The 24,747-nt window shown below is 70.8% G+C and carries 25 protein-coding genes; 12 read left to right on the forward strand and 13 right to left on the reverse strand.

All coding sequences use genetic code 11. The features are described 5' to 3' along the window. Positions 1 to 43: 43 nt before the first annotated feature. A complete protein-coding gene (locus tag FVE25_RS06795) occupies positions 44 to 1,015 on the reverse strand; it encodes a hypothetical protein (RefSeq protein ID WP_157245596.1) in 972 nt (323 codons plus the stop codon). Between the two features lie 5 nt (positions 1,016 to 1,020). Continuing rightward, positions 1,021 to 2,016, reverse strand: a complete 996-nt coding sequence (locus tag FVE25_RS06800; protein ID WP_157245597.1) for a TolB family protein — start codon at positions 2,014 to 2,016, stop codon at positions 1,021 to 1,023. A gap of 261 nt (positions 2,017 to 2,277) precedes the next feature. Between FVE25_RS06800 and FVE25_RS06805 the strand changes: the two genes are divergently transcribed. Then, positions 2,278 to 3,504 (forward strand): IS110 family RNA-guided transposase, encoded by a 1,227-nt coding sequence (locus tag FVE25_RS06805; protein ID WP_157245598.1) that lies wholly within the window; start codon positions 2,278 to 2,280, stop codon positions 3,502 to 3,504. Positions 3,505 to 3,662: 158 nt separating this feature from the next. Next, positions 3,663 to 5,312, forward strand: a complete 1,650-nt coding sequence (locus FVE25_RS06810; protein WP_246266739.1) for a M28 family metallopeptidase — start codon at positions 3,663 to 3,665, stop codon at positions 5,310 to 5,312. 578 nt (positions 5,313 to 5,890) lie between these two features. Here the strand turns inward: FVE25_RS06810 and FVE25_RS06815 are convergent. Both FVE25_RS06815 and FVE25_RS06820 read right to left on the reverse strand, forming a co-directional pair. Then, positions 5,891 to 6,250 (reverse strand): DUF2203 domain-containing protein, encoded by a 360-nt coding sequence (locus tag FVE25_RS06815; protein ID WP_157245599.1) that lies wholly within the window; start codon positions 6,248 to 6,250, stop codon positions 5,891 to 5,893. 9 nt (positions 6,251 to 6,259) lie between these two features. After that, positions 6,260 to 6,940 (reverse strand): GntR family transcriptional regulator, encoded by a 681-nt coding sequence (locus FVE25_RS06820; RefSeq protein WP_219825361.1) that lies wholly within the window; start codon positions 6,938 to 6,940, stop codon positions 6,260 to 6,262. Positions 6,941 to 7,025: 85 nt separating this feature from the next. Here FVE25_RS06820 and FVE25_RS06825 point away from each other — a divergent pair, with 85 nt between their 5' ends. Beyond that, complete coding sequence (locus FVE25_RS06825; RefSeq protein WP_181019487.1) at positions 7,026 to 8,324, forward strand: MFS transporter; 1,299 nt, start codon at positions 7,026 to 7,028, stop codon at positions 8,322 to 8,324. A 104-nt stretch (positions 8,325 to 8,428) separates the two neighbouring features. Then, positions 8,429 to 8,986, forward strand: coding sequence for a GNAT family N-acetyltransferase (locus FVE25_RS06830; protein ID WP_157245600.1), 558 nt, complete (start codon positions 8,429 to 8,431; stop codon positions 8,984 to 8,986). Here the strand turns inward: FVE25_RS06830 and FVE25_RS06835 are convergent. Next, positions 8,961 to 9,848, reverse strand: a complete 888-nt coding sequence (locus tag FVE25_RS06835) for an SAM-dependent methyltransferase (protein WP_157245601.1) — start codon at positions 9,846 to 9,848, stop codon at positions 8,961 to 8,963. The genes FVE25_RS06830 and FVE25_RS06835 overlap by 26 nt on opposite strands. An 82-nt stretch (positions 9,849 to 9,930) precedes the next feature. On the opposite strand from FVE25_RS06835, the gene FVE25_RS06840 reads away from it, so the two are divergent. After that, positions 9,931 to 10,341, forward strand: a complete 411-nt coding sequence (locus FVE25_RS06840) for a helix-turn-helix domain-containing protein (protein ID WP_157245602.1) — start codon at positions 9,931 to 9,933, stop codon at positions 10,339 to 10,341. Positions 10,342 to 10,512: 171 nt separating this feature from the next. Here the strand turns inward: FVE25_RS06840 and FVE25_RS06845 are convergent, their stop codons facing one another. After that, complete coding sequence (locus FVE25_RS06845; protein ID WP_157245603.1) at positions 10,513 to 11,817, reverse strand: MFS transporter; 1,305 nt, start codon at positions 11,815 to 11,817, stop codon at positions 10,513 to 10,515. Between the two features lie 179 nt (positions 11,818 to 11,996). On the opposite strand from FVE25_RS06845, the gene FVE25_RS06850 reads away from it, so the two are divergent. The 4 genes from FVE25_RS06850 (at position 11,997) to FVE25_RS06865 (ending at position 14,477) form a co-directional block, all read left to right on the forward strand. Further along, complete coding sequence (locus FVE25_RS06850; protein ID WP_425489477.1) at positions 11,997 to 12,767, forward strand: sirohydrochlorin chelatase; 771 nt, start codon at positions 11,997 to 11,999, stop codon at positions 12,765 to 12,767. A gap of 42 nt (positions 12,768 to 12,809) precedes the next feature. After that, entirely contained in the window at positions 12,810 to 13,364 is a 555-nt protein-coding gene (locus tag FVE25_RS06855; RefSeq protein ID WP_157245604.1) for a GNAT family N-acetyltransferase, read from the forward strand. A 19-nt stretch (positions 13,365 to 13,383) separates the two neighbouring features. Continuing rightward, positions 13,384 to 13,959: a class I SAM-dependent methyltransferase gene (locus FVE25_RS06860; RefSeq protein ID WP_246266743.1), complete on the forward strand. Its 576-nt coding sequence runs from the start codon at positions 13,384 to 13,386 to the stop codon at positions 13,957 to 13,959. A 77-nt stretch (positions 13,960 to 14,036) separates the two neighbouring features. After that, a complete protein-coding gene (locus FVE25_RS06865) occupies positions 14,037 to 14,477 on the forward strand; it encodes a hypothetical protein (protein ID WP_157245605.1) in 441 nt (146 codons plus the stop codon). A 188-nt stretch (positions 14,478 to 14,665) separates the two neighbouring features. On the opposite strand, the gene FVE25_RS06870 is transcribed toward FVE25_RS06865, so the two are convergent. After that, on the reverse strand, positions 14,666 to 15,073 hold the full coding sequence (locus FVE25_RS06870; protein WP_157245606.1) for a RidA family protein: 408 nt from the start codon (positions 15,071 to 15,073) through the stop codon (positions 14,666 to 14,668). A gap of 41 nt (positions 15,074 to 15,114) precedes the next feature. Between FVE25_RS06870 and FVE25_RS06875 the strand changes: the two genes are divergently transcribed. Together FVE25_RS06875 and gnd are read left to right on the forward strand one after the other, a co-directional pair. Beyond that, positions 15,115 to 15,729 carry a TetR/AcrR family transcriptional regulator gene (locus FVE25_RS06875; protein ID WP_157245607.1) on the forward strand — a complete coding sequence of 205 codons (615 nt, stop codon included), beginning with the start codon at positions 15,115 to 15,117 and terminating at the stop codon, positions 15,727 to 15,729. Positions 15,730 to 15,765: 36 nt separating this feature from the next. Continuing rightward, positions 15,766 to 16,779, forward strand: a complete 1,014-nt coding sequence (gene gnd, locus FVE25_RS06880; protein ID WP_157245608.1) for a phosphogluconate dehydrogenase (NAD(+)-dependent, decarboxylating) — start codon at positions 15,766 to 15,768, stop codon at positions 16,777 to 16,779. A 94-nt stretch (positions 16,780 to 16,873) separates the two neighbouring features. Here the strand turns inward: gnd and FVE25_RS06885 are convergent, their stop codons facing one another. From FVE25_RS06885 to FVE25_RS06910, 6 genes are read right to left on the reverse strand one after another with little or no spacing between them, the layout of a single operon-like run. After that, positions 16,874 to 18,670: a GH39 family glycosyl hydrolase gene (locus tag FVE25_RS06885; RefSeq protein WP_157245609.1), complete on the reverse strand. Its 1,797-nt coding sequence runs from the start codon at positions 18,668 to 18,670 to the stop codon at positions 16,874 to 16,876. A gap of 18 nt (positions 18,671 to 18,688) precedes the next feature. Continuing rightward, positions 18,689 to 20,197, reverse strand: coding sequence for a glucoamylase family protein (locus tag FVE25_RS06890; RefSeq protein WP_157245610.1), 1,509 nt, complete (start codon positions 20,195 to 20,197; stop codon positions 18,689 to 18,691). 12 nt (positions 20,198 to 20,209) lie between these two features. Then, positions 20,210 to 21,031 (reverse strand): carbohydrate ABC transporter permease, encoded by an 822-nt coding sequence (locus tag FVE25_RS06895; RefSeq protein ID WP_157245611.1) that lies wholly within the window; start codon positions 21,029 to 21,031, stop codon positions 20,210 to 20,212. Continuing rightward, complete coding sequence (locus tag FVE25_RS06900; protein ID WP_219825362.1) at positions 21,028 to 21,906, reverse strand: carbohydrate ABC transporter permease; 879 nt, start codon at positions 21,904 to 21,906, stop codon at positions 21,028 to 21,030. The genes FVE25_RS06895 and FVE25_RS06900 overlap by 4 nt, the downstream gene beginning before the upstream one ends. 2 nt (positions 21,907 to 21,908) lie before the next feature. Continuing rightward, entirely contained in the window at positions 21,909 to 23,171 is a 1,263-nt protein-coding gene (locus FVE25_RS06905) for an extracellular solute-binding protein (protein ID WP_157245612.1), read from the reverse strand. Further along, a complete protein-coding gene (locus FVE25_RS06910; RefSeq protein ID WP_157245613.1) occupies positions 23,168 to 24,163 on the reverse strand; it encodes a LacI family DNA-binding transcriptional regulator in 996 nt (331 codons plus the stop codon). The genes FVE25_RS06905 and FVE25_RS06910 overlap by 4 nt, the downstream gene beginning before the upstream one ends. A gap of 141 nt (positions 24,164 to 24,304) precedes the next feature. Here FVE25_RS06910 and FVE25_RS06915 point away from each other — a divergent pair, with 141 nt between their 5' ends. Continuing rightward, entirely contained in the window at positions 24,305 to 24,709 is a 405-nt protein-coding gene (locus tag FVE25_RS06915) for a nitroreductase family deazaflavin-dependent oxidoreductase (RefSeq protein WP_157246536.1), read from the forward strand. Positions 24,710 to 24,747 lie beyond the last annotated feature (38 nt).

The following is a 24,747-nucleotide window of genomic DNA, read 5'->3' on the forward strand; positions in this document are numbered from 1 at the left end:
GAGCCCCCCGGCCTCCGCCGTACCCCGGTCCCTCGGCACCCCGTCAGCCGCCGCAGGAGGCGAAGACGTAGGAGTCGGCCAGCACGGTGTAGCGGTCCCGGACCTTGACCGCGCCCGACGGGACGCTGATCTGGACGACCGTCATCCGGGTCGGCCTGCCGTCACGCTCCAGCGCGAGATGGACGGTCACCTGGTTCTCCCCCGTCCAGTCGATCCGCCGCACGCCCCCGGCGGGCAGCTTCACCCTGGGCGTGGCGGTGACCTGGTCGGTCGCGCTGTCGTACAGGACCAGCGCGGGCTTCTTGCCCATCGCCAGGTTGGCGATGGTGGTGCCGTCGGCGGCCAGCGCGTGGGGGCCGTTGCCGGACACGAGCTGCGGCGGGGTGACGCGGCGCGCCTGTTCGCCGGTGTCGCGGTAGATGACCAGGTCGGTCACCGAATCCTCGCCGTCGGCCAGGGTGAGGATCTCGTCGGCGTCGCCGCTGAAGCCTTCGACCGGTTCGTCCCGGCCGGCCGAGCCGAGCTGGGCGCCGGTGGCGGTGTCGAAGACACGGGTCTGCTTGCCGTACGTGGTCACGGCGAGCTTGGCGCCGTCGTCGGAGAGGTTGAACACCCTCTCGTACTGCCCGGCCCTGGGGAGGGCGTCGGCGGCCAGGAGCTTGACGCCGCCGCCCAGCGTGCGGACGGCGACACGGCCCTGCTTCGTGAAGTAGGCCACGCGCCGGCCGTCGCCGCTCACGGCGATGGGCGCCACCTGGTAGCCGGAGGAGGTGCCGTCGGCGTGCCTGGCCACGGTCTGGGCGTCGCGGAGCAGGGTCATCTCGCCGCTGTGCATGACCAGGCGCCACGGGCCGCAGGGGCGCTTCTCGCGGTTCTTGTCCGGGCAGCCCTTCACCGAGGCGTAGCGGACGGACTCGCCGTGGCGGTGATCGTCGGCCTGGGCCGCCGGAGCCGTGGCCAGCGAGAGCGCCGTCAAGGCGGCCGTCAGAGCGGCCGCGTGCCGGAGGGTCCTCATCGTCGTCACGCTCCCGCCAGCCGGACGGTGTACTTGTTCTTCTTGACCGGGTAGTGGTCGTGCTGGGTGACCGCCCCCGTCGCGGTCTCCAGATCGATCAGCTGGGCGTGCCCCGCCGGGCTCTCGTCCTCGTACGAAAGGACGGCCAGCCGGTCATCGGCCCGGTAGTGGGCGACGGCCGGATGGTAGCCGCGCTTCACCGCCACCTTGAGCGAGGGGCCGAGTTCGCCGCTGACCAGGTCGTACTCCCGCAGGCGCGGCGGGCTGCCCCCGTCGTAGTCCCCGGGCGTGAGCGCGGCGAGGTTCCTGCCGTCTGCCGCCAGGGCGAAGACGGTCGCCGCGGCCACGACCTGCGGCGGTCGCCGCTTGACCGGGGCGCCGCCGTCCAGGTGGCGCACGGTCAGGACCATGGTGCTGTCGCTGAGGCTGCGCGCGGTCAGGAGCTCGTCCCCGTCGGCGCTGAAGGTCTGCGGCACCTCTCCGGCCGGGATGTTCACCGTCGCTCCCGTCTTGACGGTGACGATCGTGCCCGGCCGCCTGCCTGTCGTGTGGTCGATGACGAGCCTGTCGCCGCGCGGCGACAGGCGCAGGGTCATGTCCCCGGTTCCGCGCGACTTCGGCGTCAGCGACGCGGGCAGTACGGTGACCGGCCCACCGGCGGCCCGCCGTACCACCATGCGGTGGTCACTAGCGCGCACGTAGGCGATCCAGCGTCCGTCGGCGCTGACGGCGAACGGCGCCTCGCCGTAGAGGGGCGCGCCGTCGCCTTCCGCGGCCCGGGTGAGGGCGTCGCGCACGATCACGGTACGGCTGTCGCGCATGATCAGCCGCCACTCGCCGCAGGGGTAGCCGTTGCCGGAACGGTCCTCGCAGAACGTGACCCAGGCCGCCCTGGCCTCCCGGGAGGCGGCCCGTGTGTCCGCCGCAGCCGGTGACGCCCCTAAGGGGGCGGCGACCACCGCGGCGACAACCACGGCTGCTGCTGCTGAGCTGTGTCTCATCTCTGGTCCTCCTAATCAGTCATAGCGGGTCGCTTTAGGGCAGACTCGCTGGTTGGTAGCCGTCCTGCAGGTGAGCACCCCGGTTCCTCCTGGGCTTTGAGTCCTGGCGAAAGAAAGTGCCCCTGCTGGATCGGCCGGGAGAGTTGATCGCTGCTGGGATGTCGTTGCCCACCGTGATGGTGTGAGCACTGCTTGATTAGGTCGCCGATGGTTCTCCCGCTGGCTGCTGTAAGGCGTTCGACAGGTTAGGGAGCAGGACTGTTGCGGTTGTTCGTCGGGGATGACTGGGCCGAGGCGCATCACGATGTGGAGATCATGGACGAGGCCGGCCGCACGCTGGCCAAGGCTCGGCTGCCGGAAGGCGTGGCCGGGATGGCGCGGTTGCACGCGATGGTTGCCGAGCAGATCGGCCAGGCCGCTGATGACGAGGTCGAAGTGCTGGCCGGTATCGAGGTCGACCGTGGCCCATGGGTACTGGCGCTGGTCGCGGCCGGATACACGGTGTTCGCGGTGAACCCGCTGCAGGCATCGCGTTATCGCGAGCGCCTGGCGGTGTCGGGATCCAAGAGCGATGCCGCCGACGCGCACATGCTCGCCGACATGGTCCGTACCGACTCCCACCAGTTGCGGCCCATCGCCGGGGACTCCGCGCAGGCCGAGGCGATCAAGGTGGTGGCCCGCACCCATAAGACGCTGATCTGGGAACGCACCCGGACCGGGCAGCGGCTGCGGCACGCGCTGCGTGAGTACTTCCCCGCCGCGCTGGCAGCGTTCGAGGATCTGCACGCCCCCGAAGCGCTCGATCTGCTGGAGCGGGCGGCGAGTCCGGCCGAGGCCGCCAAGCTCACCATCAGCCAGATCAGCGGCGCGCTCCAACGCGCCCACCGCCGCGGCGATCTGGCGATGCGTCCCCGGCCCATTCAATCGGCGCTGCGCACCGAGCAGCTCGGCCAGCCCGATGTGGTCACTGCGGCCTACGCCGCCTCGACCCGCGCGCTGGTGGCGGTCCTGACCGTCTTGAACCAGCAGATCACCACCCTGCAAGGGCAGGTCGAGGCCCATTTTGGGGCGCACCCGGCCGCTGAGATCGTCCTGTCCCAGCCCGGGCTCGGACCGATCCTCGGCGCCCGGGTGCTCGCAGAGTTCGGCGACGACCCCAGCCGCTACGCCACCGCCAAAGCCCGCAAAAACTTCGCCGGCACCAGCCCGATCACCAGAGCATCCGGCAAGAAGAAGACCGTCCTGGCCCGCTTCGTCCACAACGACCGGCTCATCGACGCCCTCATCACCCAGGCCTCCACCGCGATCCGTGTCTCCCCGGGAGCCCGCGCCTACTACGACAAGCTCCGAGCCCGCGGAGCCGGCTACAACACCGCCCTGCGCCAACTCGCCAACCGGCTCGTCGGCATCCTGCACGGCTGCCTCAAAACCGGCACGTTCTACGACGAAGCGACCGCTTGGTCGCACCACCAGAACGCTACGACTTGACACAGCTAACTCCTGGGATGTCTTTCGCTCACTGGATTGGATCCGTGGCGGGACGGCTGGGTTGATCACAGCTCGGCCACTATTCAGAACGCCTGGGATCGCATATTTTCCGGTTCTCGCACGTTTCGGGGGACTTATCCGGATCCCTAGGAGGGACGTTGCTCTTACGCATCACTCGGCGCGCGCTCCCCGTGGTGGCCGCGGCCGCCGTGCTCACCCTGCCGCCGGCGGCACCCGCCGGCGCGCTGGCCGCCACCGGGCAGGCGACCACCGCACGGACCACCACCGGACTGGCCACCACCGGACCGGTCACCGCCGCGCGAACCACCACCGGACAGAGCACCGCCGCGCAGGCCGCCACCCCGCAGGACGTCTTCGCCAAGCTGCTCACCCACCTGGTCAAACCGTCGGGCGTCGCCAAGCACCTGGACGCCCTCCAAGCCATCGCCGACGCCAACGGCGGCACCCGGGCGCTTGACACCCCCGGCTACGCCGCCTCCCGCGACTACGTGGCCGGCAAGCTGCGCAAGGCCGGTTACCGGGTCACCGTCCAGGACTTCCCGCTCATCGGCGCCTTCACCGAACTGGCGCCGCCGGTGCTGGAGCAGACCGCGCCGGACCCGAAGACGTACGTGCCGGGCAGCGAGGTCGGCTACCTGACCGGGACCGTCTCGGGAGAGGCCAGTGGGCAGATCCAGGCGGTCGACCTGCAGATCCCGCCGGGGCCCGTGGCCAACTCCTCCACCAGCGGCTGCCAGGAGAGCGACTTCGCCGGGTTCGCCGCCGGGCGGGTGGCGCTGCTGCAGCGGGGCACCTGCCCGTACTACGTGAAGGTGCGCAACGCCAAGCGGGCCGGCGCGGTCGCGGCGGTCATCTTCAATGAGGGACAGCCGGGCCGTACCGGCGTAACCGGGGCCAGCGTGAGCTACCCGGACGACTCGGTGTCGATCCCCGTCGTCTTCACCTCGTTCGCCACCGGCGCCGACCTGGCCGACCCGGCGGCCACGACGGTACGCGTCAAGACCGCGGCCGAGACCACGAAGATCGTCACGCAGAACGTCCTGGCCGAATCCCGCTTCGGGCGGCCGGGCAAGGTCGTGATGTCCGGGGCGCACCTGGACGGCGTCCCCGCCGGGCCGGGGCTCAACGACAACGGCTCGGGCAGCGCCGCACTACTGGAGACGGCATTGCAGGCCAAGATCTTCCCGACGCTCAACCGCACCAGGTTCGCCTGGTGGGGCGCGGAGGAGGTCGGGCTGCTCGGCTCCACCTACTACGTCAACTCGCTGCCGGAAGCCGAACGGGCGAAGATCGCGCTCTACCTGAACTTCGACATGGTCGGCTCGCCCAACTTCGCCTACAAGGTCTACGACGGCGACAACTCCGACGGCGTCGGCGCCCCCGCCGGGCCGCCCGGCTCCGACGAGATCGAGAAGACCTTCGAGGCGTTCTTCACCAAGAAGGGGCTGGCCACGGTCGGCACCGACTTCGACGGGCGCTCCGACTACGGGCCGTTCATCACCAACGGCATCCCGGCCGGCGGCCTGTTCACCGGCGCCGAGGGCAGGAAGACCGAAGCGGAGGCCGCGTTGTTCGGCGGGCAGGCGGGGGTAGCCTACGACGTCTGCTACCACCAGGCGTGCGACACGCGGGCCAACGTCAACATGACGGCCATCGACGTGAACGCCGACGCCGTAGCCGACTCGGTAGCCCGCCACTCCCTGGACCCCGACCTGCCGGGCCCAGCCCTGACAGCCCACTCGGCCTCACCGCCCCCGGCCTCCGCCATGAAGGACACGATCGGCTGACCTCATGAAGAACGTTGCCGACTGACCTCATGAAGAACGTTGTCGGCTGACCTTCACGAAGGACGTTGCCGACTGACCTTCATCAAGGACGTTGTCGACTGACCCTCAAAAATGACACTGTCGGACACCGTAGGCTGACCGGCCAAGACCGTGCGGCGCGATCCCCCCGTGGTCGCGCCGCACCCGGCCCCTCAGAGCAGGCCGGGTCGGTCGGAACAGACCGGGTCCGTCGGAGCACGCCGGGTCCGCCAGAGCAACCCGAGACCCGCCAGAGCACGCCGAGCCCGTAGGAGCAACCCGAGGCCCGGTCCGTCGGAGCAGGCCGGGTCCGTCGGAACAGACCGGGTCCGCCAGAGCAACCGGAGGTCCGTCGGAGCAACCCGAGGCCCGGTCCGTCGGAACAGACCGGATCCGTCGGAGCAACCCGAGACCCGCCAGAGCACGCCGAGCCCGTAGGAGCAACCCGAGGCCCGGTCCGTCGGAGCAGGCCGGGTCGGTCGGAGCAACCCGAGGTCCGCCGGAGCAACCCGAGGTCCGCCAGGTCGGCTTTCTGCCGGTCAGATCTGGCCTGCCGCCCGTCAGATCGGCCTGCGGCCCGCGAATCCCAGCTCGTCACGGTGGTACCAGCCCAGTTCCCGCTCGCCCTCGATCCAGCACAGGCAGACCCGGTGCCCATCAAACGTCGAGGGAAAGTCGAGTAGCACCGGCGCGATGCCCTTCACCTGCAGCCCCTGCTCGTGCCAGCCGCTGATGATCTCCTCGATTCTGGCCTCCAGCCCTTTCAGCTCGGCCAGCCCGCCCAGCGGGGAGGCTTCGCCCTGCTCCCGGGTGAAGGCGATCTCGGCCAGATCGGCGCGGGCCGCGACGAGTTCTCCCGCCTCCTCGATGATCGCCGGAAGCAGTGCCCGGGCCTCGTCGAGGGTGAAGGTCCTGTCCATGGACGAACGCTATCGGCTGGGATCGTAGGCGCGAACGAGTAGTTGCTCGGCATGGTCGAGATAGGCGTCGAGGAACGTGGCGGCCTCGTCGGCGCGTCCGGCTTCGATGAGCTCCAGCAACTCGCGATTGCGCTCGACGAACGGCTCGTGGAAGCCACGCGGGTTCTCCATGACGTGGAAAACGAGGCGCAGCTCGGCCAGGAGCTGTCTCATGGTCTCGTCGAGCCTGGGGCTCCCGTTCATGGTGACCAGCGCCTGATGGAATCGGATGTTGGCGGTGCCGACCGCTCGCCAGTCGTCGGCGGCGGCCGCCCTTTCCGCGTCGGCCACCGCCTCCCTGATCACCGCCAGCGCCGCCCCCGTGGGACGCCGGCGCACCGCGGCGCCCTGGAGCACCCGGCGCACGCGGTAGAGGTCGGCCACGTCCTCGGCCGACAGCACGCGGACGAAGACGCCGCGGTTGAGCCGATGGTCCAGCAGCCGCTCGTGCCCGAGGAGCCGGAATGCCTCGCGCAGCGTGTTGCGCGAGACGCCGAGCGCCTCGGAGATCGACTCTTCCGACAGCCGCTGCCCCGGCTCGAAGAAGCCCTCGATGATGCGGTCGCGCAGGATGTCGGCCACTCGTTCCGCCGTGCTGGTGCGACCCAGCCGGGACCGTTCGTGTTCGAGATCCGCAAGCGCGTTATCCACAAGTAAGAGGTAATCACCCCACAAACCCCTTGTCGAATTGTTCAACGATCCTTATGTTGAGAGAAACCCTAGGAAAGGCGATGCGATGTCTGGTTCCCCCCAGCAGACAAGGCGGGTGATCCTGGCCAGCCTGGTCGGCACGTCGCTGGAGTGGTACGACTTCTTCCTCTACACCACTGCCTCGGCCCTGGTCTTCGGGAAGCTCTTCTTCCCGTCGCTGGACCCGTTCTACGCGACCATCGCCGCACTCGCCTCCAACGCCGTGGCGTTCGTCGCCCGGCCGCTCGGCGGCATCGTCTTCGGCCACTACGGCGACCGCGTCGGCCGCAAGACCGTCCTCGTGGTCACCCTGCTCATGATGGGCGTCTCCACCTTCCTCATCGGCGTCCTGCCCGGCTACGAGAGCGTCGGCATCCTGGCTCCCGTGCTGCTGGCCGTACTCCGCTTCGTCCAGGGCCTCGGCCTCGGCGGCGAGTGGGGCGGCGCGGTCATCATGACGATGGAGCACGGCGACCCGCGCCGCCGCGGCTTCAACGCCAGCTGGCCCCAGGTGGGCGTCCCGGCCGGCTTCGTCCTGGCCACCGCCCTGCTCGCGCTGCTGTCGCTGATCATGCCGAACGCCGCGTTCCTGGCGTGGGGCTGGCGGGTGCCGTTCCTGCTGTCGGGCGTGCTCGTGCTGGTCGGCTTCTGGGTACGGCGGCGCGTCACCGAGTCACCGGAGTTCACCGAGGTGGACACCAAGGGGGCCAAGGCCACGATGCCGCTGGTGGAGGTCATCCGCACGCACCCGCGCGCCCTGCTGTCCGCTTTCACCGCCCGCATCGGCGTGGACGTGGCCTTCTACACCTTCACCGCCTACATCCTGGTCTACATCACCACGGTCCTGAAGCTGGACCGCTCGGTCGGCCTGAACGCCGTCCTGATCGGCTCGGCCCTGCAACTGGCGCTCATCCCCGCCTTCGGCGCCCTGTCGGATCGCGTGGGCCGCCGCACCGTCTACTTCGGCGGCGTCGTCGGGGCCGCCGTCTGGGTCTTCGCCTTCTTCCCGCTGCTGGAGACCAAGTCGTTCCCGCTGATCGCGCTGGCCGCCGTCGTCGCCCTGGTCACCCACGCCGCGATGTACGGCCCGCAGGCCGCCTTCATCGCCGAGCTGTTCAGCACCCGCCTGCGCTACAGCGGCGCCTCCATGGGCTACCAGGTGGCCGGCATCCTCGGCGGCGCCATCGCCCCGATCGTGGCGGTGGCGTTGTTCGAGTCCTTCCGTTCGACGCTGGCCATCTCCGTGTACGTCGTGATCGCCCTGGCCATCACCGCGATCGGCCTGGCGATCGCCCCTTCCCCGCACGACCTGGAGACGCCGGCGAGCGTGCCGCAGAAGGCCTGACCTTCCCGCGAAAGGGGCCCGGGCGGCGGCTGCCAACGCCGCCCGGGCCGAAGCTGCGGATAATGCGGTGGCACCCGCCCAGGCGCGGCTGCGAGACTCGCGCCATGCCGGAGATCGTGAGGCTGACCGACGGCGTGGTCACGTTGACGCCCTTGAGCATGGAGGACGTCGACGCGCACCTGGCCGGAGAGGACGAGCACCTGGTGCGCTGGCTCAACGGAGGCCCCGGCACCCGCGCCACCGTCGAGAAGCACGTGCGCCGCTGCATGGAACAGTGGGCGAGCGGCGGGTCCGTACACGCTTTCGGGGTGCGTGCGGGCGCGCGCGAGACCCTCGCCGGGACGATGGAAGTGCATTTCCACCAGCCCTACCTGGCCCCCGGGCAGGTCAATCTCGCCTACGGGCTCTACCCGGCATGGCGCGGCCGGGGCATCGCCACACGCGCCGTGACACTCGCCTGCCGGCACGCGCGAAGCGCCGGCGCGGCCGAGGCGGTCATCACCGTGGATCCGGAGAACCTCGCCTCGGCGAACGTGGCCAGGAGATCCGGTTTCGCCTATCTGAAGCGGGCGAAGGCGGGCGACGACGACCTGCTCGACTGGTACGTCCGGACCCTGACCGCCACACGCGGCGAGGTCAGCGACCGCCCCGGACGGCCGTGACGAACCCACCGCCCGCCGACTCCGGCGCCGCCGCTGCAGACCGCCCGTAGGAGGCGGCCGCCGTGGCCCAGTCATGTGTCTGGGGCCGCCAGCCGTACCGGCTCAGCCAGCCGGGAGCGTCCTCACCCAGGCCGCCCTTCCACAGCTCGGCGTATTGCCGCATCGCCGGCATCTCCCATGCCTGAGCGAGCATCCCGGAGCCGCCCTGCTCGAAGGGGAGCCGGCCGGCCGGAGCGGAGAGCTCGAAGGCGAGTTCGCTGCCCGGAGCGGAGAGCTCGCCGACGCCGGTGAGCAGCCGAGCGCTCTCCTCGGCGGTCAGGTAGAGCAGGAGTCCTTCGGCGAGCCAGGCGGTGGGCGTGCCCCGGTCGAATCCGGCCGCGGCCAGTTCGCTCGCCCAATCCTCGCGCAGGTCGGCCGGCACGACGGCGCGTTCGCAGCGTGGTACGGCGGCGCATCCGGTCAGCACGGTGTCCTTGAAGGTCAGCACCTCGGGCAGGTCGAGCTCGAACATCCGCACGCCGTCCGGCCAGGGCAGCCGGAAGGCGCGCGCGTCGAGGCCCGCGGCGAGCAGGACCACCTGGCGGCACCCTGCCGCGGTCGCGCTCAGGAGGTGGTCGTCGAAGAACCGCGTCCGGATGACCCCGTGGAGGTAGAACAGCTCGCCCAGATGGGCCAGCGGCCCGAACGCGGCGAGGTCCCGGGCGGATGCGGGTTCGGCGGGGAACACCCCGGGCGCGGCGTCCACGAAGGCCCGGGCGTAGGGATCGTCGAACAGCCGGTCTTCCCTCCGGCTCTCCCGCGCCCTGACCACCGCCACCCCTAATGCCGTCTTCTCCACTCCTTGCAGTGGTTCTCGCTCCATCGTGTGCCTCCTCGCTCTGACGACTATTCATCGCCAACGATACATCGCTACAGATGTTTCGGTGGCGATGTAATCTTCCGCCATGGATGGAGGACGACTGCACCGGCTGGGCAAGCGCCTGCTCGAGCTGTCCGCACAGGTCACCGGCGAACCCGGCGACCTGTCGCTGACACCGGGAGAGGCCGCCGTCCTCGAGGACGTGATCAAGCACCCGGCCGGATCCATCAGCGAGATCTGCCGGCGCACCGGCTTCGCGCAGAGTCATGTGTCGGCCTCGGTGTCCCGGCTCAAGGCGCGCGGGCTGGTGACGACCACCACCGACCCCGGCGACGGGCGGCGCACCCGCGTCAGCGTCGCCGCCGGCGCGTTGCACGCGATCACCCGCCGCGCGGGCCGGAGCATCGACGAGACGATCGGCCAGGCCGTCGCCGACCCCGGCAAGGCCCGCCGGGCGGCGGACCTGCTGGAGGAACTGGCCGAGCTCCTGCTGTGACCACCGCACCGGGCAACCGCCCGCGCGGAGGCCACACCGGTGCGGACGGCCGGGCCGTACCTATGCCAAAAGGCCGGCCCGGACCTGCGGCGAGGAGCGGCCCTCCAGGACCCGGGGCCAGACGTGGCCCTCCAGGACCCGGGGTTAGAAGTGGTCCCTCGAGATCCAGGGCTAGGGGTGGCCCTTTGAGCTCTGCAGGGGGAGGGTGCGGACAGGGCGCCAGCCGCCCTTGAAGGCGGCCATCGAGGCCAGGAAGATCACCTGGCCGGCCAGGGCGACGCCCAGCCAGGTCTGCCAGCCGCCCGCTGCCACAACGCCGGGCGAGATCACCAGCAGCGCCACGATCATCACGCGCACGACCATCCCCCAGATGCCCAGCGCCGCCCCCTGCAGGCGGGATTCGACGTCCTCGGCGTTCTCGGAGAAGTTGGCCATCCACGGCACGTAGGCCACACCCATGAACAGGAACATCAGCGCGAACAGCACGGTGACCCGGGTGGCGGAGGTGCCGGAGCCGATGAGGGCGACGAAGTAGGCGAGGGACGCGACGGTCAGGACGGTCCCGGCGGCGGTGAACGGCTTGCGGACCTGCAGGCGGTCGGACAGGCGGCCGACGGCGATGACGGCCAGGGCGTTCAGGACGATGCCGAGGGCGACGACGCCGTTGGCGGCGGCGGTGTCCATGCCGAACGCGTCGACCAGGACGGTCTGGCCGAAGATCGCGAAGGTCCAGTAGAGCACCTGCCAGCCGGTGTTGCCGAGCACGTGCGCCCACAGGTGCGGGTGGCGCAGCAGCTCGCGGACCCGGCCCGGATGGATCTTCTCCTCGGCGACGACGGCCGCTTCGGCCTGCATGACCTGGGCGCGCAGGGCGGCGGACGGCTCGGCGATCTGCCAGATGATCACCGCGCACATGACCAGGGAGACGACGCCCATGATGATCGCCTGCGACTGCCAGGCGTTGCCGAACAGCGGCAGGGTGAGGCTGGCGAGCAGCGAGGCGAGGAAGGAGGCGCCGACGGGTCCCCAGGTCCAGAAGGCGAACGCCTGGGCCCGGCCCACCCGCGGGGAGAAGTCGCGCACGAGCGAGGCGGTGATGGTGATCCCGGCGCCCTCGATGAACAACATCAGGCACCGGACGAAGAAGAGGCCGGTGGTCGTCTCGACGGTGGCCAGCAGGAAGTTGCAGGCGGCGGTGACGGTCAGGGTGGGGACGAGGATGACGACGCGGCCCCACCGGTCGGACAGGATGCCGCCGAACCCGGCTGACAGCCCGCCGACGAGGACCGAGGCGGCGGCGATGAGCCCGTACGTCTGGAGGCTCATCCCGAGGTCTTCGCGCAGCAGCGGGAGGATGGTGGCGATGGTGGTCTCGAAGTTGGCGACCAGCGAGGCGAGCACGGCGACGGCCAAGAGCCGGATGCGGTGGCGGCCGACCGGATACACGTGGAGTTCGCGGACATAGAACGGCTTCATCCCAAGTCCTCCGGGGTAGAACCTTCGCTCTAGAACGCGTTTCTAGTTGGGCCAACATTGCTCCCGTTCGTCGTCCTTGGTCAACGACGGCGGGGATTACGATGTGATCTCGATCACAGAACGCGGCGTGATCGAATCGCAGCCAGGTTTCGTTACATGGATCAGCGAATGCGCATAAAATGCGCGCCGTGAGCTTGCCTGTACGCGAACGTTCCCCCCGGCCCGGCGGCGGCCGTCATCGGCGCCCGGTGCCCACGTCCCTGCCCCCGGACGCCCCCGTGCTCGTGCTCGCCTGCCCCGGCGACGTCGACGGCGCCGCCGCGGAGATCGCGGCCGTGGTCAGGGTCGACAACCCGCAGATCGAGGTACGCCTCACGACCGTCGCCGAACTCCCCAGGGCCCTGACCGAGGAGCGGGGCAGTGTGGTCGTGCCCTTGCTGACCTGGGACGACCCGGCCGTCCTCGGCGAAATCGGCAAGCACGTCGCCGCCTCCGGCGCCGAAGCAGCCGTCACCGAGGCGCTCGGCCCCCACCCGCTGCTCGCCGAGGCCCTCCACATCCGCCTGGCCGAGCGCGGCCTGGCCAGGGCCGATCGCGTGCGGCTGCTGAACGTCGGCAGCCCCGTGGACGCCGTCATCCTCGGCACCCTCGGCGGCGAGCAGGCCGTGGCGGCCGCCCAGCCCACCGCCGTCCTGCTCGCCTCGCGGCTGACGATGCCCGTCGTGGCCGCCTCCCTCGACAGCGAGCCGGGCGTCGCCGTGGCCGCCGAGCGCCTGCGCGCCGCCGGCGCCGAGCGCCTGGCGATCGCCGTCTGCTCCATCGACACACCCGACGGCCTGGTCGAACGTGCCGCCGAAGCCATCGGCGCGGGCCACGCCGGCCCCCTCGGCGCGCACGGCGCCATCGCCGAACTTGTCGCGCGAGCTTACGGAAGTCAACTAGCATCTTGACAAGACTTGTAAAGATCACTATATAGGCGTTACCGTCAGCGCATGCACTGCGTAAACGTCGTCGGCGAGCGTCTCGGCTTACGGGACGTCACTCTGTCCGACGTCGACGCGCTGCACGCGATCTATGGCAACCGTGCGGCGACAGAGCATCTGCCGTTCAATCCACGTTCCCTCGACGAGGTGGCCGGGATCGTCGAGGAAGCCATGGCCGCGGCGGCGGCCGAACCCCGGCGCCTCTACCTCCTGGCCGTGACCGATCCCGACCAGCACGACGTGATCGGGGTGGCGCGCCTGCACGTCGAGGCCGACCATCCGCACAGCGCGGAAATCGGCCTCGGCCTGCGCCCCGACCAGTGGGGCCGCGGCATCGGAACCGACCTCATCCGCCTGTTGTTAGGCTTCGGCTTCCGCTCCCTCGGACTCCACCGCATCTGGGGGGCACGCTCCCCCGCCAACATCCCCGCCCAGCTCGCGATGCTGACCGCGGGGATGATCGAGGAAGGCAGGATCCGGCACCACGTGCTGGCGCCGGAAGGCTGGCGGGACTCCATCGTCCACTCGGCCATTGTGGACGAATGGAACTCCCTCTTCTTGTGATCTTGTTACCGTGGCGACGGTGCACTGGAATCACAACATCGCCTTCCATCCGCTGATCCTCGCCCAGGTGCCGCGGGGGTGCGAGCATGCGCTGGACGTCGGCTGCGGCGACGGGCTCCTCGCCCGGAAACTGTCGGAGACCTCGCAGCGTGTCACGGGCGTCGACGTCTCCGCCGAGATGATCGCCGAAGCCCGCGCCGCCGGCGGCGCCCCCGCCTACCTCCAGGCCGACTTCATGACCGGCGATCTGCCCGAGCGGTCCTACGACTTCGTGTGCACCGTCGCCACCCTGCACCACCTGCCCTTCGCCCCCGCGCTGACCAAGATGGCCGGCCTGCTGCGCCCCGGCGGCCGCCTGGTCGTCATCGGCCTGGGCAGGAACGCCACCCCCGGCGACTGGGTCATCGACGCGGGCAGCGTGATCAAGCATCAGATCGTCTCCAGGATGTACGGCGGCGCCGTACAGACCGCTCCCACGGCCGAGCCCACGATGACCTGGTCACAGGTGCGCCGCCAGGCTCTCACCCTGCTGCCGGGGGCCAGGTGGCGGCGCCATCTGCTGTGGCGGTACTCCCTCGTCTGGACCAAACCGTAGCCAACACCGCCACGCCCGGCCGGAGAATGTCGGTGCCGCCCTCTACGATGAGCGACCTCACGGAGGGATGCCTGCTCATGCTCGATTCGCTGATCGTGCCCCTGCTCGTCACGACGGACCTGCCGCCGGATGCCGACCTGGCCGAGTTCGGCGTGCTCCTCGCGGAGACGGCCCGCACCCTGCCCTTCGACGCCTTCCTGGCCGGCCGGGTCTTCTGGCTCGACCGCCCCGTCCTGCCCGAGCAGCGCCCGGCCGCGGAGACCGAGCTGCGCTTCGCCGCGATGCTGGGCTACGTCGCCGCCTCGGGCTCCGGTCACGAGACGCGCGAGGTGGTGACAACGGTACGGCGGGCCGCCACCTCGGCCATCGCCGCCCGCTACGGCGCCGGCGCCGCCGCCCCTGCGGTCCTGGCCATCAGGGAACGCGACATCCACGAGCGCACCCCTGACACGGCCCTCTACGTCGACACCCGCGACGCCACCCCCGACCTGGTCACCGCCACCCGCGCCTACCTCTGACCCGGCAGGCAAGCAGCCCAGCTCCCGGTGCGGGAAGGCGGGTGGGTGGCGAGCCCAGGGCCGGAAGGCGGACGAGTGGCGCGGCTCCCCGGTCAGGAAGGGCGGGCAGGCGGCGGGGTTCCCCCGAGAGGGGTGGCGGCCCAGGGCGAGGGCGCGGCTCCCCGGAGTGGCAGGGCAGGCGCGTCCGGTTACTCCACGACGGCCGTGGCCTCGACCTCCACCAGCAGGTCGGGCTCGCCCAGCGCGGACACGCCCAGCAGCGTGATGGGCTTGACCGGGTCGATGCCCAGTCTGGCCGCCGCCCGGCTCACCCCCTCGCCCAGCAGTGGCATCTTGTCCGGCGTCCAGTCGACGACGTAGACGGTCAGCTTCGCCACGTCGGCGAAGGTAGCGCCGACGCCGGCCAGGGCGGTGGCGACGTTGAGGTAGGACTGCTCGACCTGGGCGGCGAGGTCGCCTTCGCCCACCTTCGAGCCGTCCGCGGCGCGGGCGACCTGCCCGGCCAGGAAGACCAGCTTCGACCCGGTCGCGACCGAGAGCTGGCGGTAAACATCGGGCTTCGGCAGCCCGTCGGGATTGTGCAGGGTCACAGCCATACCCAAAACATAACATAGCTATGTTATGTATTCTAGGGGCCATGGCACGCACGAAGGACCCCGCGGTCCGCACCCTGCTGATCGACCGGGCGGCCCACATGCTGCGCACCCGGCAGCCGGTCACGCTCCGCGCGCTGGTCGAGGGCGCCGGGGTCTCCACCATGGCCGTCTACACCCACTTCGGCGGCATGGACGGGCTGTGGAGCGCGATGCGTCAGGAAGGCTTCGTACGGCTGGCCGCCCGGCTGGCCCGCGTCCCGCTGAGCGAGGACCCGGTCCGCGACCTCGCCGCCCTCGGCGCCGCCTACACCGCCAACGCGCTGGACAACCCGGATCTGTACCGGGTCATGTTCGAGGCCGCCTTCGAGCTGGAGGACGCGGCTGCGGCCGACGACACCCTGCACGCGCTGGTCACGAACGTCGAGCGGGCCAAAGCCCTCGGGAGGTTCCGGGACGACGTGGACGCCCTGGAGCTGGCCACGCGGAGCTGGGTCGCCGGCCACGGGCTGACCGCGCTGGTCGCCACCGGGCCGCTGCCCCGGGCAGCGCTCGGCCACGCCGTACCCCTGCTGACGGCGTTGTTCGTCGCGGCCGGTGACGAGCCGGAACGGTGCCGCGTGTCCGTGGAAACCGGGTGGAATCAGGCAGCCGAATGACTGTCGCATTACCCGGCCCCGGGGAAGGTGTCCGGTATGCGAATCGCAATGGTGGGACTCGGCCGCATGGGCGCGAACATGGTGCGCCGGATCATGCGCGCCGGTCACGAGTGCGTGGTGTTCGACCGGTCGCCGGAGGCGGTCGCGGCGCTGACCGCCGAGGGCGCCCGCGGGACCGGCTCGCTCGAGGAACTGGTGCGGGCGCTGCCGGCGCCGCGGGCCGTCTGGCTGATGCTGCCCGCCGCGGTCACCGGGCAGGCCGCCGAGACGCTGTTCGGGCTGCTGGAGGCCGGCGACGTGGTGATCGACGGCGGCAACTCCTACTACCGCGACGACGTGGACCGGGCGCAGGCGGCCCGGGAGCGCGGGATTCACTACGTGGACGCCGGGACCAGCGGCGGGGTCTGGGGGCTGGAGCGTGGCTACTGCCTCATGGTCGGCGGCGACGACGAGGCGGTGAAGCTGGTCGAGCCGGTGCTGGTGGCGCTGGCGCCCGGGATCGGGGCGGCCGGCCGTACCCCGGGCAGGACCGGCGAGCCCAGCCCGGCCGAGCAGGGGTGGCTGCACTGCGGGCCGCCCGGTGCGGGGCACTTCGTGAAGATGGTCCACAACGGCATCGAGTACGCGATCATGGCCGCGTACGCCGAGGGGCTGAGCGTGATCCGCGAGGCGGGGGCGGGCCGGCACCGGCGCGAGGCGGACGCGGAGACGGCGCCGCTGCGTGAGCCGCAGTACTACCAGTACGACGGGATCGACCTGGCCGAGGTCGCCGAGGTGTGGCGGCGCGGCAGCGTGATCGGATCCTGGCTGCTGGACCTGACCGCCGCCGCCCTTTATGCCGATCCCGGCCTGGATCGGTTCGCGGGGCGGGTCTCCGACTCCGGTGAGGGGCGCTGGACCGGCATCGCGGCCATCGAGGAGGGCGTGCCGGCGCCGGTGCTGACCGCCGCGCTCTACAGCCGCTTCGCCTCGCAGGGGGCGGCGGCGTTCGCCGGGAGGGTGCAGTCGGCCCAGCGCAAGGGGTTCGGCGGGCACGAGGAGAAGGACTGACCGCCGCATCCTGACGGCCGCCCCATCCTGACGGCCGCCCCATCCTGACGGCCGCCGCAGCGTGACGGCCGCCGCCGGGATGCGGCGGCCGGGGTCATGGCTGGAGTCTGGTCAGTTCCACGAAGGACACCCCCGGCATGGGCAGCAGGAACTCCAGCCGCACCGGCCCCCGCACGCGCACCGGCGGCGCCAGCTCGGCCAGGCCGTCGGCGGCGGCCAGTTCCGCCCACTGCCCGGCCGCGGGCCAGTCGCCGCCGCCCATCCCCTGCCAGACCGCCTCGATGTTGGTGTGCCGCTCGTCGATGCGGTGGTGGGTGAGCTGGTGCTCGCCCTCCAGGCCGGGGATCTCCAGGGTGACCGTGCGGGCCAGGCCGGGATCGCCGCCGGCCTGGGCGTGGTTGAGGGTGCCGTTCCAGAGCAGCACGCCGACGCGGCCGTCGTCGTGGCGGGCGGCCCAGACCTCCACGCCGCCGGGGTCGCCGCTCACCTCGGCGGCCAGCTCCTGCGGGCCCAGGCGGGCGGCCAGGGCGAGTGCGTGGTAGCGGGGTTTGCGCAGGTTGCCGACGGTCAGCAGGCCGAAGCCGCCGTGGAACAGGCGGGGCGGGCGGCCCAGTTCCTCGAAGTGGTCGGAGGCCACCCAGTGCGCCAGCGCCTCCAGCCGACCGGCCGCCGCCTTCATGCCGTGCAGCAGGAAGGCGGCGCCGAACGGGCCGTCGCCGATGCTGTGGAAGTGGGTGGGCGTGGGCCCCCACTCGGTCCACCAGATCGGCGTTCCGGCGCGGCCGTGGCGCTGGAGGGCGGGGCGCCAGTCGAGCGGGGCGTTGCCGTAGGTGTGGGTGGAGACGAAGTCGAGCGCGGCGCCGGACTCGCCCACGTGGGCCAGCAGCTCCTCGACCCAGCCGTTGGCCGCCGAGGCGGGGCCGCCCACCCGCAGGTCCGGGTGGACGTTCTTCACCGCCGCCGCCGTGACGTCATAAAGCAGGAAATATTCGGATGGCGTGCCGGACCAGAAGACCGCCAGGTTGGCCTCGTTCCACACCTCGAAGGCCCAGTTGTCCACGAGCTCCTGGATCCCGTAGCGCTCGGCCAGATGCTCCACCAGCGCCCTGACCAGGTCGCCCCACGCCTCGAAGTCCTTGGGCGGCGAGATGATCGCCTGGTAGCCGAAGACCGTCTTCGACGGGTCGGCGGCCAGGTCGCGCGGCATGTACCCGAGCTCCACGACCGGCCGCAGCCCGAACTCCATGATGGTGTCGTAGACCCGGTCCACCCCGCTGAAGTCGTAGACCGGGGCCCCGTCCACCTCCTTGTACACGCCGAGGTCGTCGCAGAGGATGGCGTGCGCCCGCACGGTCTGGACGCCGAGCTCCTCCCGCACCCTCCTGAGGGCGGCGGTCAGCTCCGGCCCGATCGGGCGGCCGCCGGTGTGGTCCTCGCTGAGCATGTGCGACAGGTGCTCCGAGCCGATCATGAACTGCCACGGCCTGGGCAACGGGCGGGTGACCGTACCCGGATCGACCCGCACGACGACGCCCGCCGGCCCGTCCAACGGCCCGGCGTGGACCGGCGCCGAGAAGGCGCCGGTCACCTCCATGCTGGCCACGGCGGCCACCGCGTAGGCGGCCGGGCCGTGGCCGGTGTCCACGAAGCGGCAGGACGGCACCGCGGGGACGTCCACGTCCGGCTGGGTGACCGGCCGGCCGTCCCTGTGCACCAGGTAGCCGATGGCGCCGGGCACCGGCTCCCAGGTCAGCGTCACGTGCCCGGCGCCCGGCTCGGCCCGCAGCCCCTCGGGGGCCGGTAGCTCGAGCCGGTTGACCGGGATGACCTCCCCCGAGGCCCGGTGGATACGTTCCTGCCAGTCACGCCGTGCGGCATCGGCCCTACTCATCGTGTGAAATTTCCCTTTCTATCGGGTGGTGGCGGGTGGGACGACGTCCCAGGATTCAAGCCCCATCACCGGACGGAGCCTGGCCTCGACGGCGGGCGTGCCGAAGTAGCGGTGCATGTTGCCGCGCGCCAGCAGGTTGCCCAGCGCGGCCATGACCATGCCCTGGTCCAGCGCGAGATACCAGCGCGACACGGTGCCCGACCTGACCGCGACGCTGTCGTAGAAGCCGCCGGGCCCGTAGGCGTCGAAGTCCCGCTTCAGCTTGGCCAGGTTCGCCATCGCCTGCTTCTTCGCGTACGGCAGAGCCAGGAAGGAGGCATGCGGCGTGACGACCCCGTCGCCGAAGGCGGCCGGCTCCGGCTGGGCGGGGCGGCAGCCCTCGTACCCCGGGTCGGTCTGGGTGCGTTCCCTGTCGGAGGTGTATCCGGGGGCGTCCATGCCCAGCGGGTCCACGCCGTACTCGCGGTAGCCGCCGTGCGGGTCGTTGGCCGGCGAGAAGCCCCAGTAGCCGTATTTCGCCTCGTCCAGCCCGTGCTGGATCTGGCCCTGGACGAAGACCGGATGGTTGCGGCCCCAGCTCCTGGGCGCCCAGGCCGCCTCGGGCACCACGAGGTCGGGCATCAGGGCCTCGAACATCGATCCGCCCCAGTTGGGGACGTAGCGCATGCCGCGGTAGCCGTACGTGCCCTCCCAGACCTTGACGCCCAGGTACTCCTTCCAGGAGCCGGCCGGTTTCTGGTCCTGCCAGGCCCAGTCGCAGCCGGCGTCGGGGAAGGTGCGGTAGATGCCGAAGTAGTGCTCACGCGGGATCTGGCCGAGGGCGATGCCGACATAGGTGGCGATGCGGGTCTCGGCGGGGGCGCCGTAGTGGTGGCAGGTGGAGTAGACGATCGTGCCGGTGCCGGGGTAGTCGGTCTCCACCGAGCAGCCTTCGGGTTTCTCCGGCCAGAAGCCGCCGCGGATCAGGCCGGTCCCGGCGTCGGGGCGGGCGGCGGGGTCGTAGTAGGAGGCGAAGTTCATGGAGCGGGCCAGGCGGGTGGCCTTGGCCGCGTGCTGGGGCATGGCCTTGGGCAGCATCATCAGCGCGGTGGCCAGCCAGCCGTTGTCCACGCTGGAGGCGAAGAGCCGGACCGGGTCGCCGCTCTCCGGCCAGACGCGGACGAGCGCGAGCGTGGCCGGGTCGTACCAGTTGTAGTACTGGCCGGTGGGGGCGTGGCGCTCCATCTTCTCCAGTGCGGCCAGGACCCGGCCCACGCGCCCGGCGGCGTCGCCGGCGTTGATGAGGCCGAGGTCGCGGGCGGTGAGCGTGCTCCAGACGTAGGTGGCGACGTTGGTGGGCGAGGTGACCTTGGCCCGGGTGCGCAGGTCGCCGGTGACCTTGTCGGCGGGCAGGCCGGTGGCGGGCTCGACCATGGCGCTCATCGAGCGCCACGTGTCCTTCGCATACCTATAGAGCGATAAATCGGGATCTGTTGCTGATACCGGTGTCGTTGCGAGCAGGCCGATCAGCAGGGTCTTGAACAGCATGGACGGCACTCCTTACTTGAGGCCGGAGGTGGCGATTCCCTGGACGAAGAAGCGCTGCAAGACCACGAAGAGGATCAAGATCGGCGCGACCACGATCATCGCGCCGGCGACCAGCAGGTTGTAGTGGGTGGTCTCCTGTCCGTTGAGGATGTTGAGGGCGACCGGCAGCGTGTAGACGTCCTCCGACTGCGCCACGACCGCGGGCCAGAGGAAGTTGTTCCACGCGTTCAGGAAGGTGATCAGCCCCAGCGTGGCCAGTGCCGGTCTGCACAGGGGCAGCACGATCCGGAAGAAGATCCGGAACTCCCCCGCCCCGTCGACCCGGGCGGCGTGGATGAGCTCGTCGGGCAGCTCGGCGATGAACTGCCGCATCATGAACACGCCCAGTGGCGCGATCAGCCCCGGCAGGATGATGCCGAGGAAGGTGTTGACCAGGCCCAGCCGCGAGATCAGCACGAACTGCGGGATCATGAGCACGATCGCCGGGACCGCCATCTGGGCCAGGACCAGCGCGAACGCCGCGTTCTTTCCCCGGAAGCGGAGCTTGGCGAAGCCGTACCCGACCATCGAGCAGAAGAGCAGGTTGCCCGCGACGACGGCCAGCGACACGATCACCGAGTTCACGAACGCCTGCCCGATGTGCACGCGCTCCAGCAGCTCGGCGTAGTTGCCCAGCGTCCAGGTCTCCGGCAGGAACGTCGGCGGGTCGCGGCGGATCTCCGGCTCGGGCTTGAGCGAGCTCAGCCCGGCCCACAGGAACGGCCCGGTGACCAGCAGCAGCCCGAGCGCGAGGCCGGCGTAGGTGAGCAGGTGCTGCCTGCGGGTGCGTCTCATCGCCGCCTCCCGATCCTGAGCTGCAGCACCGCCAGCGCGATGATCACCGTGAAGAGCACGGTGGCCGCGGCCCCCGCGTAGCCGTAGTTGCCGACGCCGAACTGCTTCCAGATGGCCAGCGAGACCGACAGCGTCGAGTTGAGCGGCCCGCCGCCGGTCATGACCAGGGGCTCCTCCATGAACTGCAGGAAGCCGACGGTGCTGTAGACGGTGCAGAACAGGATCACCGGCCGCAGCTGCGGCACCGTGATCGACCAGAAGCGCTGCCACCGGCTCGCGCCGTCGACCTCCGCCGCCTCGTAGAACTCGCGCGGGATCCCCTGCAGCGCCGCCAGGAAGACGACCATGTCGAAGCCGAACCCGCGCCAGGCGGTCATGACGATGATGGACGGCAGCGCCGTACGCTCATCCTGCAGCCAGGCTGGGCCGGCGACGCCCACGAGCTCCAGCAGCCGGTTGACCAGCCCCGCCTCCGGCTCCAGCAGGAACTTCCAGGCCACGGCGATGCCGATGATGCTGGTGATGTGCGGCAGGTAGTAGCCGAGCCGGAAGAACGCGGCCGGCAGCCGGGCGATGCCCGAGTTGAGCGCGACCGCCGCGGCCAGCCCCAGCCCGATCGTCAGCGGCAGGCAGAACAGCACGAAGACCAGCGTGTTGAGCGCCGCCCTGACCATGGAGGCGTCCTGGGCCAGCCGGATGTAGTTCTCCACCCCGACCGGGTCGACGGCGAGCACGTCGGCCACGTCGGTGCTGCGGAAGTCGGTGAAGCTCATCCCGAGCCCCGCCAGCAGCGGCCCGAGGTAGAACACGACGAACATGAGCAGGAAGGGCAGCACGAACACCCAGCCGACCCCCGCTCTCCGCGCGTGCCCCACGATCACAGGCCGGTGCCGAACGTGTCGGCCTGCGCCTGGATGGCCTTGGCCGCCTGCTCGGGCGTGGTCCGGCCGCGGGCGATCTTCTCCAGCTCACCCTCGATCACCCGCGCGAGCTGCTCCCACGTCGGGAACGGCGGCGGCGTCTTGGCGTCCTTCAGCTGCTCGCCGAAGACCTTCAGCTGCGGGTCCGCGCTCAGTTCCGGCTCCTGCCAGGCGGCTTGTACGGCGGGCAGCGCCTTCACCGCCTGATACCACGTCGCCTGCACCTTGGGCTCGCTCAACCACCGGACGAACGACCAGGCGGCGTCGCGGTTCTTCGCCTTCTTGAACACCACCAGGTCGGCGCCGCCGACGAAGCTGGTGCCGCTCTTCGGGCCCTTCGGGTAGGTCACCAGGCCGAACCTGCCCGCGAACCCGGCCCCGCCGTCCTTCTCCAGCACCCCGGCCATCCAGGGCCCGGAGACGAACGCGCCGACCTCGCCCTTGATGAAGTTCTGCGGGAAGGCGCCCCTCGGGGTGTCGCTGGGCGCCAGCTTCTCCTGGAAGAAGGAGGCGTACTGCTTGAGCCCGGCCACGGCCTCGGGCGTGTCGAAGGTGTACGCGCCGTCCTTGACGATCTCGCCGCCCGCCTGCCAGATGAGCGGCAGCAGTTCCTGCCAGGAGCCTTCCATGTAGCCCTGGTTGTAGCCCTTCCCGGCGCCGCCCTTGTCCTTGAGCGCCTGGATGAACGTCTTCCACTCCGCCCATGTCGCCGGCGGTTGCACGCCCGCCTTCCGCGCCTGGTCCTTGCGGTAGTAGAGGACGCGGGTCTCGACGTACCAGGGCACGCCGTACGCGGTACCGTTGACGTCGACCGTCTGCCACGCGCCGGGGAAGAACGCGGCCTTGTCCACGACGTTGCCGGGTGTCGCTTCCAGCGCGCCCGTCTTGGACAGCTCCCCGGCCCAGGTGGAGCCGATCATGCTCACGTCGGGGGTGGCGGACCCGGCGATGGCCGAGGTGATCTTGTCGTGCGCGACCTCCCAGCTGATGGGCGTCACGTTGATCGTCACGCCGGGGTTGGCCGCCTCGAACTTCTTCGCGAAGGCGCCCAGCGCCTTGCCCTCCTCACCGATGGCCCAGACCGTGACCTCGCCCGACAGCTTGCCCGTCGTGACGTCCGCGGCCTGCTGCGGCGCCGTGCCCGCGCCGCGTCCGCAGGCCGTGCCCAGGACCGCGAGCGCGATCAGCCCGGCGGCCGCGCGCCTGGTGGTGGTGTTCATGGGGGTTCCTCCTGGGGGTGGATACCGCAGCTGGCCCGGATCACCAGCTCGGTGGTCAGCGTGAGGTGGTTGGGGGTGGAGCGCGCCCCGGTGATCAGCTCGTCGAGCGCGCGGGCCGCGCGGGCGCCGAGCTCGCGCATGGGCTGGCGGATCGTGGTCAGCGCCGGGCGGGCGTGCCGGGCGGCCATGATGTCGTCCCAGCCGGTGACGGCCAGGTCGTCGGGTACGGCGAGGCCGAGTTCCTCGGCGGCGAGCAGCGCGCCCAGCGCCACCTCGTCGTCGGAGCAGACGAGCGCCTGGGGCCGCTGCCGCCTGAGCAGCCGGAGGGCGGCGTCGTAGCCGTCCTCGACGGTGTACTGGCCGGTGGCCACCGCCTCGATCGCCCCGCCGAGCACCGAGCGCACGCCCTGCCAGCGCTCGTCCACGTCGTCGCCGGAGACCAGGGGCGCGCCGAGGTAGGCGAAGTGTTCGTAGCCGTGCTCCAGCAGGTGCCCGGCCAGCAGCCGCGCGGAGGCGGTGTTCTCGCTGCGCAGGGTGTCGGCGCCGGCCAGCGGCTCCCGGGAGACGAACACCAGGGGCATGCCGACCTGCACCAGCTCGGTCACGACGTCGTCCGGCGCCGTGTGCCCGAAGATCAGCAGCCCGTCCACGCGCCCGGCCAGGTCCTTGACCAGGTCGCGGACCCGGGTGCGGCCGGCGGTGGACAGGATCAGCACCGAGCGCCCGAGCTCGGCGGCGACCTCCTCGTAGCCGAGCAGCACCTCGGTGTAGTAAGGCCCCGACAGGCTGGGGAAGACGATCCCGTTGGCGGCGTGGCGCCCTTCGGCCAGGCTCACACCCAGCCGGCTCGGCGTGAAGTTCAGCTCTTCGACGGCCTTCAGGACCTTCTCCCGGGTCTTCGACGCCACCGGCCCGGTGCCACGCAGGGTCCGCGAAACCGTCGCGATCGACACCCCGGCCCGCTGGGCCACCTCGTAAATCGTTACGTCCATCCGTACTCCCCTAGGTGTAAGCGGTTACACCACATCGTGTGTAACCGCTTACACAAAAGGAGCATGCCAGCCACGTCAACTTCCCGTACAGGCCCCCGGGTGTAACGGTGAGGTCACGCCAGACAGGGTAGGTGCGTGTTCATGCTGTATGGCAAGGAACATGTCGAGAGATATCAGCAGACCGGCGGCGCCGAGGGCCACGACTGGAACGGCACCACCGTCCTGCTGCTGACCACCCGCGGCCGCAATTCCGGCCGCCCCTATACCACGCCGCTGATCTACCAGCCCCACGACAGCGACTACGTCATCGTGGCCTCGAAGGGCGGCGACCCGAACGACCCCGACTGGTACGCCAACCTGCAGGCGGATCCCGAGGTCGAGGTTCAGGTGAAGGCGGATCGGTTCAAGGCCCGCGCCAGGACCGCCACCGACGAGGAGAAGCCGGAACTGTGGGGCCTGATGACCCGCACCTGGCCGGACTACGACGACTACCAGCAGAAGACCGACCGGCCGATCCCGGTGGTCGTCCTGGAACGCATCACCTGACCCCGTGCTCCCCGGCCGGCGCGGCCACCCGGCAGAAA

Origin of the sequence: Nonomuraea typhae, from assembly GCF_009760925.1 — a bacterium.
Classification (GTDB): domain Bacteria; phylum Actinomycetota; class Actinomycetes; order Streptosporangiales; family Streptosporangiaceae; genus Nonomuraea; species Nonomuraea typhae.

Coding starts and splice junctions, on each gene's coding strand:
- FVE25_RS06795 (WP_157245596.1), bottom strand. CDS start 1,015: ATGAGGACCCTCCGGCACGCGGCCGCTCTGACGGCCGCCTTGACGGCG.
- FVE25_RS06800 (WP_157245597.1), bottom strand. CDS start 2,016: ATGAGACACAGCTCAGCAGCAGCAGCCGTGGTTGTCGCCGCGGTGGTC.
- FVE25_RS06815 (WP_157245599.1), bottom strand. CDS start 6,250: ATGGACAGGACCTTCACCCTCGACGAGGCCCGGGCACTGCTTCCGGCG.
- FVE25_RS06825 (WP_181019487.1), top strand. CDS start 7,026: ATGTCTGGTTCCCCCCAGCAGACAAGGCGGGTGATCCTGGCCAGCCTG.
- FVE25_RS06830 (WP_157245600.1), top strand. CDS start 8,429: ATGCCGGAGATCGTGAGGCTGACCGACGGCGTGGTCACGTTGACGCCC.
- FVE25_RS06835 (WP_157245601.1), bottom strand. CDS start 9,848: ATGGAGCGAGAACCACTGCAAGGAGTGGAGAAGACGGCATTAGGGGTG.
- FVE25_RS06840 (WP_157245602.1), top strand. CDS start 9,931: ATGGATGGAGGACGACTGCACCGGCTGGGCAAGCGCCTGCTCGAGCTG.
- FVE25_RS06845 (WP_157245603.1), bottom strand. CDS start 11,817: ATGAAGCCGTTCTATGTCCGCGAACTCCACGTGTATCCGGTCGGCCGC.
- FVE25_RS06850 (WP_425489477.1), top strand. CDS start 11,997: ATGCGCGCCGTGAGCTTGCCTGTACGCGAACGTTCCCCCCGGCCCGGC.
- FVE25_RS06855 (WP_157245604.1), top strand. CDS start 12,810: ATGCACTGCGTAAACGTCGTCGGCGAGCGTCTCGGCTTACGGGACGTC.
- FVE25_RS06865 (WP_157245605.1), top strand. CDS start 14,037: ATGCTCGATTCGCTGATCGTGCCCCTGCTCGTCACGACGGACCTGCCG.
- FVE25_RS06870 (WP_157245606.1), bottom strand. CDS start 15,073: ATGGCTGTGACCCTGCACAATCCCGACGGGCTGCCGAAGCCCGATGTT.
- FVE25_RS06875 (WP_157245607.1), top strand. CDS start 15,115: ATGGCACGCACGAAGGACCCCGCGGTCCGCACCCTGCTGATCGACCGG.
- gnd (WP_157245608.1), top strand. CDS start 15,766: ATGCGAATCGCAATGGTGGGACTCGGCCGCATGGGCGCGAACATGGTG.
- FVE25_RS06885 (WP_157245609.1), bottom strand. CDS start 18,670: ATGAGTAGGGCCGATGCCGCACGGCGTGACTGGCAGGAACGTATCCAC.
- FVE25_RS06890 (WP_157245610.1), bottom strand. CDS start 20,197: ATGCTGTTCAAGACCCTGCTGATCGGCCTGCTCGCAACGACACCGGTA.
- FVE25_RS06895 (WP_157245611.1), bottom strand. CDS start 21,031: ATGAGACGCACCCGCAGGCAGCACCTGCTCACCTACGCCGGCCTCGCG.
- FVE25_RS06905 (WP_157245612.1), bottom strand. CDS start 23,171: ATGAACACCACCACCAGGCGCGCGGCCGCCGGGCTGATCGCGCTCGCG.
- FVE25_RS06910 (WP_157245613.1), bottom strand. CDS start 24,163: ATGGACGTAACGATTTACGAGGTGGCCCAGCGGGCCGGGGTGTCGATC.
- FVE25_RS06915 (WP_157246536.1), top strand. CDS start 24,305: ATGCTGTATGGCAAGGAACATGTCGAGAGATATCAGCAGACCGGCGGC.